Raw genomic sequence first — 12667 nt, forward strand, 5'->3', positions numbered from 1 at the left:
GGGGGGGGGCGCGCCCCACCCCCGCCCCCGCCGGGGGGGTGGAGTTTTTGTCCCTCCCCCCCGCCCCCCTCCCCCCCCCCCCCTGGACCCCCCCCCCCCCCGGGTGGGGGGGGGGCCTCGCTCCGTCTATCACGGGACCGGCAGGACGACCGGTTCCTGCTGGCCGTCCCAGGTGACGCGGATCTGCGTCGGCTCCTGGTTGTCGTAGTCACCAGCGATCATGAACGGGTGTGCCTCGCCCGGTCGCAGGGACAGCGAGTCCGGCCAGTCATCGACCGCCCCGCACGGCTCCACGTTCCTGATGCCCGTGGCGGCCGCGTTGCCCCAGTTCCGAAGCCGGTAGTTGTCCCCGCTGGCGGCGTCGATGCGCAGCTTCACCCTCGGGCGAGTTGCTTCAGCTTCGGCCGCCCGGCGTTCGGTCGCGTCACGACGCTGGTCAGCGAGCGTCTGCTCCGCAGTGGTGGCGGACCGCTCCGCTGCGTCCGCGCTACGCCTCCCCTCGGTAGCGGACTGCTCCGCAGCATCGGCGCTCCGCCTTCCGTCTCTGCGTGCTCGTCGGCTGATCTCAAGGGCCCCCAGCGCGAATACGAGCCCGGCCCACCCCGGTACATCTCCCCAGTCCATGACCGCACCATAGCCACGGCCACCGACAACGGCCCAGGCCTCGCCCAGCGGTCGATCAAGTTGGCCGGTGTCGCCGCCACCGCCGGCCCCTCCACCAGTCGAGCCGGTAAGCCTGCCACCGCTTCGGCAGGTACCAGAGATCATCGCGGCACACGTCCGTGAACTCACGTTGCGCCTCCACGACCAGGTTGGTCGCCCCGAACAACTCGGCATCCGGTGTGGACGTAGGCAGGGCCAGCATCGCGTTGAGTCGGTCCAGGACGGCATCGGCCGCCTGCTTCGGCGCTGGATTCGTCACCAGCCGCAGATCCAAGTAGGCCTGGAGCAGCTCGCTCTGCACCTGGTGCACCTTCGTCAAAGCCTCAGCAGCCGCGCGCTGCGCCGCGAACGGCCTGTACGTCAGCGCCCAGCGTCCCCGCCCCACCCACGTCGTGTACAGGCGCTGCTCCAGCCTCACGGCCGTGACTACGGAGTACGTGTCCGTCGCTGCCGACTGGAAACGTGCGTACACCTGCCGCCGCTCGTCTCGGCTACCGAGGCGTATGCCGGCCTTGGACTGGAGCCGTTTCGTCAGGACGGAGGTCAGAGCCTTCGCCGCGGAGTGCCGGCCACACTGATCGGATCTACCACCAGGGCAGTGTCCACCAAGCAGCTTGGCCACGAGCAGGAGTTGGACGCACAGCGCCGCCTCGTGGTAGGCGCCGCGACGCCACGCGCCGTACGTCACAACCCCGTCACACCCCCTCCACGCCAGCCTCACGGCGCGCCACAATGCGGCGCATGTCCGATCTCACCGCCAGACCCTGGCGCCCTTCCCGACCCCAGAAGATCATCGCGGCCCTCGTGCTGCTCATGATCTGGACGGCCATCGCCAACACGTGGACCGACAAGGGCTGCACGCTGCCCCAGGGCTACGCATTCGTCATCACCCACACCGGCAGCCCCGACCGAGACCAGGGCTGCGAAGACGAACCCGGCGGGCCTCGGTACACCGACACCTACTACGGCTGAACCCCGGCCCTGGGCGGCACACTGGACGCGTGAGCACCACCCGCACCGGACGTGACGGCCGGCCCCTAGTCACCACCGCCCAGGCCGCCTACTCCCTCGGCATGCGCCCAGCCCAGTACCGCAGCTGGGCACGCCGCCGCACCATCGCCCCGGTCGGCTCCATGCCCAACCCCAGCCGCGGTCAGGCCCTCGCACTGTGGGACCTCGCCGACATCGCCGACGCCCTCAACCCACAGCCAGCCTGACCCACACCTGTCAAGGCCCGTGACCAGCCACTACTTGACAGGCGGTCAGCGCGCACTCATTCTGTGAGACGGTGCCAGCGCTGTCGGGGTAGGTCTCAACGCCCCACCTGCCACCCGCCCCAGCCTTCCGAGCCCAGCCCACGCGCTGGGCTCACTGCGTTCCGAGGGGGCAGGCATGGCCGAAGCGCTCGCCGCCTACAACCCCCGGGCCTCCCTCGCCGAACTCCAGCGGCTGCGCCTCGAAGCCCAGGTGTTCGCAGAGGAGACCGACTGCTGGCTCTGCCACCGCTACGCCGACCCGGCGTACGACGGCACCACACACCCGTGGTCCAGGACCGTGGACCAGACCCGACCCCTCTGGCTGGGCGGCAACCCGTACGACCGGAGCAACAGCCACCTGGCTCACCGCGTCTGCCGCGACATGAGGACCGCCGACCTCCGGGCCGGCGGGTAGACAGGGTCGGCCAGCCCCCCGCCGCCACCCCCACCCGCCCGGCCCCCCGGCCCGGCACGGCTGGCCACCGGCAGGCAGCCACCCCCCTGCCACCCCCCCCATGCATGGCACTGCATAGTGGATCACCACCTGCATACTGCACCGCATACTCATGCACCGCATATCCATGCATCGCTATGCACTCACCGACCATCGCTGCGCCTAGAACCGCTCGAAACGGACATAGGGTGCGATGTGTGGGTGGGGGAGGGGGGCCTACCCCCCGCGAGACCGGCCGCACCCCCAGCGACCCCGCTCCGCTGTTGAAAATGATCCTGTACGGGTCTGGCTATTCACCCGAACCCCGCTCAGGGTGATTAGCTGCATGAGTATGCAGCGCATATACATGCATGGCTATGCGGCTATCCATCGCGAACTGAGTTCGGACCTCTTAGCGGGGCGGTGATCGTGAGCCGCCCGCCGTCGATCTGCCCGGGGTGCCGCCTGCCGGTTCGGGGCCAGTGCCCGCGCTGCGATCAAGGTGGTCGGCGCCGGGTCGTGGCCGGGCCCCGGGCCCGTCAGGGGTACACGCGGCGGGAGCGGATCCGGCGCGCGGACGCGGTCCGCGCGCACGTGGAACAGTTCGGGTGGGTTTGTCCTGGCTGGCAGCGTGACTCCCACCCTGCGGAGAACCTCACCGCGGACCACGTCGTCGCTGTCGGCGCCGGCGGCCGCGAGGACGGTGAGCTGCGCGTCCTGTGCCGCGCCTGCAACTCGACTCGCGGATCCTCGATGGCCGACACTCGGAGCCCCGGTCTGGAGATCGTGCTCGTGGCCGGGCCGCCGTGCGCGGGCAAGAACCGGTACATCAGCGAGCACGCCGACCCGGACGATCTGATCCTGGACCTGGACGCCCTCTCCGAGGCCATGTCGCTGGCCGGGACGTACGAGTTCATCGACGCGCACCTGCCGATCGTCACCGAGGCCCGGGACGCGGCGCTTGAGCGGCTCCTGCTCGGCAACCACCAGGTGCGCCGCTGCTGGATCATCTCGACTGCGCCGGAGCGGAAGCGGCGGGCGTACTACCGGGACCGGTACGGGGCGCGGTCGGTGGTCCTGTGGTGGTCCGAAGAGACGTGCCTGCTGCGGGCGATGAACGAGCGGCCCCCGCAGTGGCAGGAGTACGTTCGTCGCTGGTTCGACCGGTACGAGCAGGACCCGGCCGACGAGGTGCTGCGCAGCTGGCAGGCCGCGGGCGAGAGGAGTGGCAGTGGCGACGACGCCTGAGCAGGTCACCGTGCGCGTGGACTTCGAGGCGCAGCTGTCCGTGATCCGGCCTGGCGACACGGCGCTGGTGCGCGTGGCCCGGGATGTGCCGGCCGTGCAGCTGGAGCGGCTCGCCGATGTCCTGCGCGAGCGGCTGCCCGGGGTTGAGGTGCTGCTGCTGGCCGGGGCGGACGGCATCGACGTGTACAGGCCGGGCGAGGCGGGAGGTCCTGATGGCTGGGAGAGGACCGGCGCCGAAGGACCCGGAGAAGCGCCAGCGCCGTAACCGGGCGCAGGGCCTGGAGGCCATCCCCGAGAACGCCGGCGTTGCGGAGCGGCCGGCGCCACCGGCGGGACTGCTGAAGAGCGTGCGGGACCGGTGGGCGGCGTACTGGGAGTCGCCGGTCGCGCAGCTGGCCGACCGGGTTTCTGACCTGCCCGCGCTGGAGCGGCTGTACCGCCTGTACGACGACCTGGAGCGGTCGCACGCCACGGTGCGGAGGCAAGGGCACATGGTGCGCGGCTACCGGGACCAGACGGTGATGAACCCGCTGCTGAAGCACATGCAGCTGGTGCAGGCCGAAGTGCGTCAGCTGGAGGACCGGTTCGGACTGTCGCCGCGGGCCCGGCTGTCGCTGGGCGTCACCCTCGGTGAGGCCGCCAAGTCCCTATCGGACCTCAACTCCGAGTTCATGGCGGGGGGCGACGACGACGATGACCCCCGCTTCGACGTCATCGCAGGGCAGGACGTCATCGACGGCGAGACCGCTTAGCGCTCCCCGGTCGCTGGGCTGGCCGACGCACGGGCCGGTCGTCTGCCGGTGGATCGAGAAGCACTGTGTGTACGGGGAGGGCGATTACTTCGGCCAGCCCGTACGGCTGCTGCGCTTCCAGAAGCAGTTCCTGTACTGGCTGTATGAGTACAACCCCACGACCGGGGAGCGCCGGTTCCGTGAGGCGATGCTCGAAGTCCCCAAGGGCAACGGCAAGACCCCGCTCAGCGCCTGGGTGATGCTGTTCGAGCTGCTGGGGCCGCCGCTGTTCGGGCCGAAGGGCTCCCCGGTCATCCCCGTCGGCGCCGCGTCGTTCGAGCAGGCCGACCTGCTGTTCGGCGACATGCGGAACTGCTGCACCGAGTCGCCGACGCTGAAGCACCACGTCGACGCCTACGACACGGAGATCCTCGTGAAGTCCGGGCCCGGCCGGGCGTACCGGATCGCGGCTGCGGCCGGCACGAACGACGGGCCTCGTCCGTCGATGTTCGCGGCGGACGAGATCCACGAGTGGGTGGGCAACAAGGAGCGCGTCCACCTGGTCATCGCGAACGGCCTGGTCAAGCGTGCGAACAGCCTGGTCCTGAACACGACGACGCCCGGCGCCGATCTCGACTCGCTTGCCGGGCGGAAGCATCTGTACGGGTACCAGGTCAACGCCGGGAAGATCGAGGACTCGCGGTTCCTGTTCGTGCACTACGGCGTCAAGGACGGCAACTTCGACCTCCAGGACGAAGAGCAGCTGCGCGCTGCTGTGCTCGCCGCGAACCCGGCAGCTGGGGCGTTCGTACGGGTCGACGACACCGTGGCCCGGTACTACCAGGTTCAGGAGTTCGAGTACCGGCGGTACAACCTCGGTCAGTGGACGCGGGCTGACGAGTCGTGGCTGCCGCCCGGCTCATGGGAGGCATGCGCCGGGGACGTCGACCTGGACCCCGACCAGTCGGCGTACGCGGCCGTCGACATGGCGTACAAGCACGACTCGGTGGCGGTCGTCGTCGCGCAGCTCGGGGACGACGGCAAGGTCCGCGTGCAGGCGAAGGTGTGGACGCCGACCAAGGCCTCCACGATCGACGTGGCGGCCGTAGAGGCGCACCTGCGCGAGCGGCACCGGACGCTGAACCTGGTCACCGTCGCCTACGACCCCGCCTACTTCCAGCGGTCGGCTGAAGTCCTCCTGGACGAAGGCCTGCCGATGGCTGAGTTCCCGCAGTCGGCCTCCCACATGGTGCCGGCCTGCCAGGACGCCTACCGGTCCATCGCCGAAGGCACGCTCGTGCACGGCGACGACCCGATCCTCACCGACCACGTACTCGCTGCCGCGACCCGGGAGACCGACCGCGGCTGGCGCCTGTCCAAGGGCAAGTCCAAGCGCCACATCGACGCCTGCATCGCCATGGTTATGGCCGTCTTCCTCGCCCTGCCGCGCATCGACACCGAGGAGGAGATCGAACCGTGGGTCGCCTACGGCTGAACGTCCCCGGCCGCCTCGCGCGGGCCCGGGCCGGCACCTGGAGCGGCGGCGGCCTGGTCGCCGTGGGCGCGGGCCTCGCCTGGGGTGCCGGCATCGGTCTCATCGCCGCCGGCGTGCTGCTCATCGCCTACTGCCTGCTGATCGCCGACGTCGCCACTCCTGGCGCTGATGACGGGAGGCCGTAGACGTGGTGAGCCTGTGGCGGGCGGCCCGCCGATCGATCACGACCATCGACGACTACGTGCAGGCCGTGCAGTACGCGGGCAACACCTACACGGTCCCGCAGATGGCCGTGCAGCAGACCATGCCCGGCCAGGCCAAGGAGAAGGCGCCCGCCGACTTCACCGGCTACGCCATCCAGGCCGCCACGAACGGCGTGCTCTTCGCCTGCCTGGCCGTGCGCCAGGACGTGTTTTCCGCGGCCCGCTTCCAGTGGCAGCGCCTCAACAACGGGCGGCCGTCCGAGATGTTCGGCAACACCGACCTGCGCCCTCTGGAAGAGCCCTGGACGGGCGGCACCACCCAGGACCTCCTGGTCAGGATGATCCAAGACGCCGACCTGGTCGGGAACTCGTACTGGACTGCCCTGGACGGCGACCTCGTACGGCTGCGCCCGGACTGGGTGGAGATCGTCCTCGAACCGCGGCTGCTGCGCGGCGGCGTGCTGGGCTGGCGGCGCATCGGCTACCTGTACACGGAGCCCGGCGGCGACCCCGTGCCGCTGCTGCCCGACGAGGTGTGCCACTTCGCGCCGCGCGCTGACCCGCTGGCTACCTACCGGGGCATGTCGTGGATGACGCCGCTCGTGCGTGACATCCGCAACGACAACCTGATGACGGCGCACAAGGAAGCCCACTTCGAGAACCGGGCCACCCCGAACGTCATCGTCGCCTTCGACCGCGAGGTCAAGCCCGACGCCCTCGCGAAGTTCCAGGCGCGCATGGACTCCGACCACAAGGGCCCCCGCAACGCCGGGAAGACGATGTACGTCGGTGGCGGCGCGGACATCACGGTCGTCGGCTCCAGCATGAAGGAGCTGGACTTCGCGCAGGTCCAGGGCGCGGGCGAGACCCGCATCGCCGCGGCCGCCGGGGTACCGCCGGTCATCGTCGGCCTCTCCGAGGGCCTGGCCGCCGCCACGTACTCGAACTACAGCCAGGCGCGCCGCCGCTTCGCTGACGGAACGATTCACCCGCTGTGGCAGAACGCGGCCGGCTCGCTGGCGACCCTCGTACGCGCGCAGTCCACCTCCGGCGCCGTCCGCCTCTGGTACGACAGCCGCGACGTGCCGTTCCTCCGTGAAGACCGCAAGGACGCAGCCGAGATCGCGTTCCGACAGGCACAGACGATCCGCACCCTCGTGGACGCCGGCTTCACCCCCGTGTCCGTGCAGCGCGCCGTCGACGCAGAGGACTGGTCGCTGCTCTCTCACACTGGTCTGTTTTCAGTCCAGCTCCAGCCGCCCGGCACCAGCCAGACCGACGCCGGCGCCCTCCGTGCCCTGGCCACAGCGCTGGCCCCCCACCTGCAAGCCGAGGGCCCCGACGAGCCCGCCTACCCCCACGCCGTAGAGAGCTAGGAGACGACCTCATGGACCCGATGGACGCCATGCGGCGCCAGGCCCTCGAACGCTCAGTGCCGTTCACCTTCCGCGCAGAGCAGGACGACGATGCGGGCGACGGGCTGACGCTGGAAGGCTACGCGGCGGTCTGGGACCAGCCCACCCAGATCGACTCCTGGGAGGGCGAGTTCACCGAGCAGATCCGCAAGGGCGCCTTTCGGAAGTCGCTCCGGGAGAAGACACCGGTCCTCCAGTTCGACCACGGCTACCACCGGCTCATCGGGTCCATCCCGATCGGCGCCTTCGAGGAACTCACCGAGGACGACCAGGGCCTGTACGTCCGCTCCCGGCTCTCCGACAACTGGCTGATCGAGCCGGTACGGGACGCTATCCGCGACCGTGCGGTGACTGGCATGAGCTTCCGCTTCAACGTCATCCGTGACGAGTGGCGCGACAAGGACAACAAGGTCCTCAGCCCCGTCGAAGTGTCCAAGCTCCTGTGGAAGCCCGGCGATCGCGGCCCCCTCCAGCGGACCCTCGTGGAAGTCCGCCTCCACGAGCTGGGGCCCGTCGTCTTCCCCGCCTACGCCGGCACCTCGGTAGACGTACGGGCCGCCAACCTCGCCCAGGAGATCACCGGCGACCGGGACCTGACCCGCGAGCTGCGCCACAGCCTCGCCCAGAACCTCACCGTCCAGCAGGGCCTCGAAGACCCGGCCACGCGCCGCGAGGTCGCCCGCGCCCTGCTCTTCGGTGACCCCGACGACGGGGAGGGGACGCCGCCCGCGGCCGCCCCTGCCCGCCCCAAGCCGAGCACGCCGCCCCCAGGGCACCTGCCCGCACGCACCACCGAAGTACCCAGCGAGCCGGCCGAAGAGGGCCACCCGCTGATTGTTTCCGACGCGCCGCTCGCCCCAGAGCACCCGTCCCCGTCTGCGCGCACCAACCGCCTGAAGGGCCAGATCCGAGAGATCGCGGACCTGATGGACGAGAAGATCGCGCGCATCACCGTCAAGGACGACTGATGGAGCTGAGCCACTCTCAGGCGGTCATCCGCCTGAAGGACATCAAGGAAGAGCTGGAGCGGATCGGGGACAAGCCCGAGCTGACCGCCGAGGACGAGCAGAACTTCGACGAGCTGACCAGGGAGTTCGCCGAGGTCGACAACCACCGCCGGCAGCTGGAGCGGAAGTCCGCTCTGGACCGCGTCCGCAGCGCCACGAAGGCCACCGAGCGGGGCCCGGCGGCGACGAAGGTGGAGGGCGGCACGCCGCTGTCCTCCCGCGACTCCTACGACCTGGACCCGATCCTGCACCCCGACTCGGTGGAGGACCACCGGTTCCGCAACCCGTGGGACCTCTCCGAGGTCCGCACGTTCGGCCGGTCCAAGGAGGACGTCGGCACCGAGCTGCGCGCTCGCGCGCTGTCCGCGATCGAGAAGATGCGGGGCTGCAACGACAGCATCCGTGGCACGGCGACGGACATCCTGGAGCGCTGGGACGACGACGAGGCCACCATCGCCAAGCTGTGCCTGGCGACGTCCTCGCCGGAGTACCTGCGCGCCTGGTCGAAGATGGCCCGCGGCCACTCCCACCTCATCTCCAGCGACGAGCAGCGGGCCCTGGAGCGGGCCATGTCCCTCACGGACACCCAGGGCGGCTACCTGGTCCCGTTCCAGCTGGACCCGACGATCATCCTCACGTCGGATGGTTCGAAGTCCGACATCCGCATGGCCGCGCGGAAGGTCGTCGCCACCGGCGACGTCTGGAACGGCGTGTCCGCCGGCGCCGTGTCGTGGCGCTGGTCCGCGGAAGGCTCGGAGGCCGGGGACAACTCCCCGGGCTTCGACCAGCCGTCCGTGCCGGTCCACAAGGCCGACGGCTTCGTCCCGATCAGCATCGAGGCGCTGATGGACGAAGCCAACGTGACCACCGAGGTCGGCCGTCTCCTGGCGGAGGGCAAGGACATCCTGGAGGCGGCGGCCTTCGCCACCGGCACGGGGTCCGGCCAGCCCACCGGCCTGATCACCGCCCTGGCCGGCACCTCCAGCGAGGTCGCCGTCGCCACGGCGGAGACGTTCGCGTCCGCGGACATCTACGGCATGGAGGAAGCCCTCCCCGCCCGCTACCGGCGCAACGCCTCCTGGGTCGCGAACAAGCGGATCTACAACCTGGTCCGCCAGTTCGACACCAACGGCGGCGCCGACCTGTGGGAGCGGATCGGCAACGGCCAGCCGAACGAGCTGCTCGGCTACGCGGCGCTGGAGTCCGAGGACATGGACGCCACGTGGAACACGGCGGCGGCCGGCGACAACTACATCACGGTCTTCGGCGACCTGTCGAACTACGTGATCGCCGACCGGCTCGGGATGACGATCGAGTTCATCCCGCACCTCGTCGGCTCCAACCGGCGTCCCACCGGCCAGCGCGGCTGGTACGCGTACTACCGGGTCGGGGCAGATTCGGTTAACGATGCAGGTATGCGCGTTCTGAATCTGGCGACGTCAGTCTGACGCATCCTGAACGCCCATGCTTTGAGTTAGCTAAACTTGGGGCATGGGCCGCAAGGGGACAGAGAAGTGCTCAATCGAGGGCTGCGACAAGCCTGAACAGGCGCGCCGGATGTGCTCGATGCACTATTACCGGTGGCGGCGAACGGGGGATCCCGGCAGCGCGGAGCGGTTGCGCGCGCCGAACGGATCAAACCAGGCGTGCACCGTGGATGGCTGCACCCGGCGGGCACACGCGAAGGGCCTCTGCCCTACGCACTGGAACCGGAATCGCCTCTACGGGGATCCGCTGGGGTCAGCCCAACCCCGCAAGTTCCGGACGGTCGAAGGGCTGAAGCAGCAGTTGCTGTCTGGGGACTTCAGCGGTGGCACCACGGATCCGCGTGGCTACCGGTTTCACACGCTGCGCCGTGGCGAGCGTTACGCGGAACATCGGCTGGTGATGGAAGCGCACCTTGGTCGGGCTCTGCTCCCCGATGAGACGGTGCACCACAAGAACGGCGACAAGGGAGACAACCGGATCGCCAATCTCGAACTGTGGTCGTCGTGGCAGCCCAGGGGGCAGCGCGTCGCCGACAAGGTGGCTTGGGCGAGGGAACTCCTGGCTCGGTACGGGGACCTGCCACCAGAAGCCGTGTAGGAGTCGAACCTCATGCGAAGGGCCCGGCAATGCCGGGCCCTTTGTGTTGCCAGAAAGGAGAACCGCTGTGGCGATCAAGCGGTGCAAGTCGTCGTTCGCGACGTCGGTGCGCGGCGTGCCGCGCGTGATGAAGGTCGGGGCGCTCGTCAACGACGACGACCCGGTCCTGAAGGGCCGCGAACACCTCTTCGAGGACGTCGAAGCGGCCGTACGCGAAGCCCCGGTGGAGGACGCCTCCGCTGCGCCCGGCCGACGCCGGTCGCTGACCCGGGCCGCGGTGAAGCGGGCCGCGGGCAAGCCGACGAAGCAGGCCAAGGCCCCCGTGAAGCAGGCCGCGCCGAAGGCGGAGCCGAAGCCCAAGTCCGAGCCCGAGCAGGCCGGGCCGAAGGGTGCGGGCGACCAGCAGGAGGGGACCGCATCATGAGGCACAGCCTGTACAGCGTGGCCTTGGCGAAGGCCGCGCTCGCGCCGGCCGCCGCCCGTTCGGCGACCGCGACCGGCGTGGCCGTGGACCGGATGACCGACGAGGGCGGCTTCCGGTCCGCGCTGGTCGTCGTCAACGTCGGCACGGTCACCGACGGCACGCACACTGTCGCCGTCCAGGACTCCCCGAACGGCAGCGACTGGACGGCCGTTGCCGACGAGTTCCTCCAGGGCGCGGAACCGGCGATCACGTCGGCCAACGACGAGCGGGTCTTCGAGATCGGCTACGTCGGGCATCAGCGGTACCTGCGGGTCGTCGTCACCGTCACCGGCAGCCCCGTGACGGGCGGCCTGTACGACGCGGTGATCCTGCTGGGCTGGCCGCGGCGCATGCCGCCCGCGCGGGCCTGACGGCGAGGGGCTGAGCCGTGATCGATCTCGGGGCCGCGGTACGCCTCACCGCCAGCTGCACGGACGCGGGCGGCGTACCGGCGAACGCCGACTCGGTCACGCTCGCCGTCACCCTGCCGGACGGCACCACGACCAGCCCGGCCGTCACCAATCCCCCGGCCACCGTGGGCCGCTACAGCGTCGACTACACCGCGGCGCTGCCGGGGCGGCACATCGTGCACTGGCAGTTCGCCAGCCCGACCGCCGCGTACGCCGACGTCTTCGACGTCCGCCCGGCCGACCCCGGGTTCCTGTTCTCGCTGGCGGACGCGAAGAAGCACCTCAACATCGCGGCCGGGGCCACGGGCGACGACGACGAGATCCGCGACTGGTCGGCGGCGACCACGTGGATCGTGGAGCACTTCGTCGGCCCCGTCGCCCGCCGCACCATCACCGAGCGCCACAGCTTCACGACGGCCGACACACGGGTGCTGCGCCACACTCCGGCGATCGCCCTGACATCGGTGGTGCCGGTCCTGGCTGGGGGCACCTCCTACGACCCGGCCACCCTGGACCTGGACCCGGACACCGGCATCGTGCAACGCCTCGACGGCGGCGTGCTGTACGGGCCGCTCCGCTTCACGTACACCGCCGGCCGCGCCCAGGCCAAGGCGAACATCACCGCCGCCGGCCGGGTCATCCTCCAGCACCTGTGGCGCACCCAGCGGGGCAGCGCGCGCGGCCCGGTCGTCGCCGGGGGCGACGACTACGCCGTGAGCGAGCCCATCAGTGGCCTCGGCTACGCCATCCCCAACAGGGCGCTGGAGCTTCTAGAACCGGACCGACTTCCCCCGGGAGTGGCATGAGCGACATCGACCTGCCCGAACTCATTGACGCGGTCGTGGCCCGGCTGGGGACCGAGGACGGGCTCGCCGACGCCGGCGTCACCGACGGACCGCAGTTGACCGGCTCCGACCGCAACGACTGGGTGCTGGTCGGCTTCGACGGCGACCAGGACGGCGAGTTCCTCGCCGGCACGACCGAGGAGGACTGGGCGGCGCTGGACCCCTCCCGCGCGCGGAACATTCGGCTCACCGTCGCGCTGCTGGCCCGCCGCGGCGACGGCGACGTGGCCGCGGCCCGGGCCCGCGTCTACGAGATGGCCCGGGTCATCCGCTACGTGCTGCACGGCGACCCCAGCATCGGCCTGCCCGGCGCCCTGTGCGCGATCGGCGCCACCGCCTTGCACCAGCCACAGACCACCTCCGGGGTCCAAGTCCGGCTGCTGCTCACCCTCGTCTGCCGGACCATCTGAGAG

Annotated in this window: 18 protein-coding genes; 16 read left to right on the plus strand and 2 right to left on the minus strand. The window is 70.4% G+C overall.

The genetic code is table 11. From position 1 onward, the window contains the following. Positions 1-129: 129 nt before the first annotated feature. Together ACFWR9_RS11465 and ACFWR9_RS11470 are read right to left on the minus strand one after the other, a co-directional pair. Complete coding sequence (locus ACFWR9_RS11465) at positions 130-378, minus strand: hypothetical protein (RefSeq protein WP_383839138.1); 249 nt, start codon at positions 376-378, stop codon at positions 130-132. A gap of 301 nt (positions 379-679) precedes the next feature. Then, on the minus strand, positions 680-1351 hold the full coding sequence (locus ACFWR9_RS11470) for a hypothetical protein (RefSeq protein WP_383839141.1): 672 nt from the start codon (positions 1349-1351) through the stop codon (positions 680-682). Between the two features lie 53 nt (positions 1352-1404). Here ACFWR9_RS11470 and ACFWR9_RS11475 point away from each other — a divergent pair, with 53 nt between their 5' ends. The 16 genes from ACFWR9_RS11475 to ACFWR9_RS11550 all read left to right on the plus strand — a co-directional run bounded on the left by ACFWR9_RS11475 (position 1405) and on the right by ACFWR9_RS11550 (position 12664). Next, positions 1405-1635 carry a hypothetical protein gene (locus tag ACFWR9_RS11475; protein WP_383839145.1) on the plus strand — a complete coding sequence of 77 codons (231 nt, stop codon included), beginning with the start codon at positions 1405-1407 and terminating at the stop codon, positions 1633-1635. A gap of 29 nt (positions 1636-1664) precedes the next feature. Next, the gene (locus tag ACFWR9_RS11480) at positions 1665-1880 is read left to right on the plus strand and encodes a hypothetical protein (RefSeq protein ID WP_383839148.1); all 216 of its coding nucleotides are present in this window, start codon (positions 1665-1667) and stop codon (positions 1878-1880) included. 175 nt (positions 1881-2055) lie between these two features. Then, on the plus strand, positions 2056-2334 hold the full coding sequence (locus ACFWR9_RS11485; protein ID WP_383839151.1) for a hypothetical protein: 279 nt from the start codon (positions 2056-2058) through the stop codon (positions 2332-2334). A gap of 537 nt (positions 2335-2871) precedes the next feature. Continuing rightward, positions 2872-3600 (plus strand): hypothetical protein, encoded by a 729-nt coding sequence (locus tag ACFWR9_RS11490; RefSeq protein ID WP_383839154.1) that lies wholly within the window; start codon positions 2872-2874, stop codon positions 3598-3600. Then, positions 3584-3865, plus strand: coding sequence for a hypothetical protein (locus tag ACFWR9_RS11495; RefSeq protein ID WP_383839157.1), 282 nt, complete (start codon positions 3584-3586; stop codon positions 3863-3865). The genes ACFWR9_RS11490 and ACFWR9_RS11495 overlap by 17 nt, the downstream gene beginning before the upstream one ends. Continuing rightward, positions 3813-4352, plus strand: coding sequence for a P27 family phage terminase small subunit (locus ACFWR9_RS11500; protein ID WP_383839160.1), 540 nt, complete (start codon positions 3813-3815; stop codon positions 4350-4352). Before ACFWR9_RS11495 ends, ACFWR9_RS11500 begins: the two co-directional genes overlap by 53 nt. A 67-nt stretch (positions 4353-4419) precedes the next feature. Next, entirely contained in the window at positions 4420-5826 is a 1407-nt protein-coding gene (locus ACFWR9_RS11505; protein WP_383839163.1) for a terminase large subunit domain-containing protein, read from the plus strand. Next, entirely contained in the window at positions 5808-6011 is a 204-nt protein-coding gene (locus ACFWR9_RS11510) for a hypothetical protein (RefSeq protein ID WP_383839166.1), read from the plus strand. Before ACFWR9_RS11505 ends, ACFWR9_RS11510 begins: the two co-directional genes overlap by 19 nt. 2 nt (positions 6012-6013) lie before the next feature. Further along, positions 6014-7405 carry a phage portal protein gene (locus tag ACFWR9_RS11515; RefSeq protein WP_383839169.1) on the plus strand — a complete coding sequence of 464 codons (1392 nt, stop codon included), beginning with the start codon at positions 6014-6016 and terminating at the stop codon, positions 7403-7405. Between the two features lie 11 nt (positions 7406-7416). After that, on the plus strand, positions 7417-8412 hold the full coding sequence (locus tag ACFWR9_RS11520) for an HK97 family phage prohead protease (RefSeq protein WP_383839172.1): 996 nt from the start codon (positions 7417-7419) through the stop codon (positions 8410-8412). After that, entirely contained in the window at positions 8412-9899 is a 1488-nt protein-coding gene (locus ACFWR9_RS11525) for a phage major capsid protein (RefSeq protein ID WP_383839175.1), read from the plus strand. Before ACFWR9_RS11520 ends, ACFWR9_RS11525 begins: the two co-directional genes overlap by 1 nt. 43 nt (positions 9900-9942) lie before the next feature. Next, positions 9943-10536: an HNH endonuclease signature motif containing protein gene (locus ACFWR9_RS11530; RefSeq protein ID WP_383839178.1), complete on the plus strand. Its 594-nt coding sequence runs from the start codon at positions 9943-9945 to the stop codon at positions 10534-10536. A 67-nt stretch (positions 10537-10603) separates the two neighbouring features. Continuing rightward, positions 10604-10960: a hypothetical protein gene (locus ACFWR9_RS11535; protein ID WP_383839180.1), complete on the plus strand. Its 357-nt coding sequence runs from the start codon at positions 10604-10606 to the stop codon at positions 10958-10960. Beyond that, the gene (locus ACFWR9_RS11540; RefSeq protein WP_383839183.1) at positions 10957-11370 is read left to right on the plus strand and encodes a hypothetical protein; all 414 of its coding nucleotides are present in this window, start codon (positions 10957-10959) and stop codon (positions 11368-11370) included. Before ACFWR9_RS11535 ends, ACFWR9_RS11540 begins: the two co-directional genes overlap by 4 nt. Before the next feature lie 17 nt (positions 11371-11387). Next, complete coding sequence (locus ACFWR9_RS11545; protein WP_383839186.1) at positions 11388-12215, plus strand: hypothetical protein; 828 nt, start codon at positions 11388-11390, stop codon at positions 12213-12215. Then, positions 12212-12664: a hypothetical protein gene (locus ACFWR9_RS11550; RefSeq protein ID WP_383839189.1), complete on the plus strand. Its 453-nt coding sequence runs from the start codon at positions 12212-12214 to the stop codon at positions 12662-12664. Before ACFWR9_RS11545 ends, ACFWR9_RS11550 begins: the two co-directional genes overlap by 4 nt. Positions 12665-12667 lie beyond the last annotated feature (3 nt).

It is taken from the genome of Streptomyces sp. NPDC058534 (assembly GCF_042717365.1).
Classification (GTDB): Bacteria; Actinomycetota; Actinomycetes; order Streptomycetales; family Streptomycetaceae; genus Streptomyces.

Coding starts and splice junctions, on each gene's coding strand:
- ACFWR9_RS11475 (WP_383839145.1), top strand. CDS start 1,405: ATGTCCGATCTCACCGCCAGACCCTGGCGCCCTTCCCGACCCCAGAAG.
- ACFWR9_RS11485 (WP_383839151.1), top strand. CDS start 2,056: ATGGCCGAAGCGCTCGCCGCCTACAACCCCCGGGCCTCCCTCGCCGAA.
- ACFWR9_RS11500 (WP_383839160.1), top strand. CDS start 3,813: ATGGCTGGGAGAGGACCGGCGCCGAAGGACCCGGAGAAGCGCCAGCGC.
- ACFWR9_RS11520 (WP_383839172.1), top strand. CDS start 7,417: ATGGACCCGATGGACGCCATGCGGCGCCAGGCCCTCGAACGCTCAGTG.
- ACFWR9_RS11525 (WP_383839175.1), top strand. CDS start 8,412: ATGGAGCTGAGCCACTCTCAGGCGGTCATCCGCCTGAAGGACATCAAG.
- ACFWR9_RS11530 (WP_383839178.1), top strand. CDS start 9,943: ATGGGCCGCAAGGGGACAGAGAAGTGCTCAATCGAGGGCTGCGACAAG.
- ACFWR9_RS11540 (WP_383839183.1), top strand. CDS start 10,957: ATGAGGCACAGCCTGTACAGCGTGGCCTTGGCGAAGGCCGCGCTCGCG.
- ACFWR9_RS11550 (WP_383839189.1), top strand. CDS start 12,212: ATGAGCGACATCGACCTGCCCGAACTCATTGACGCGGTCGTGGCCCGG.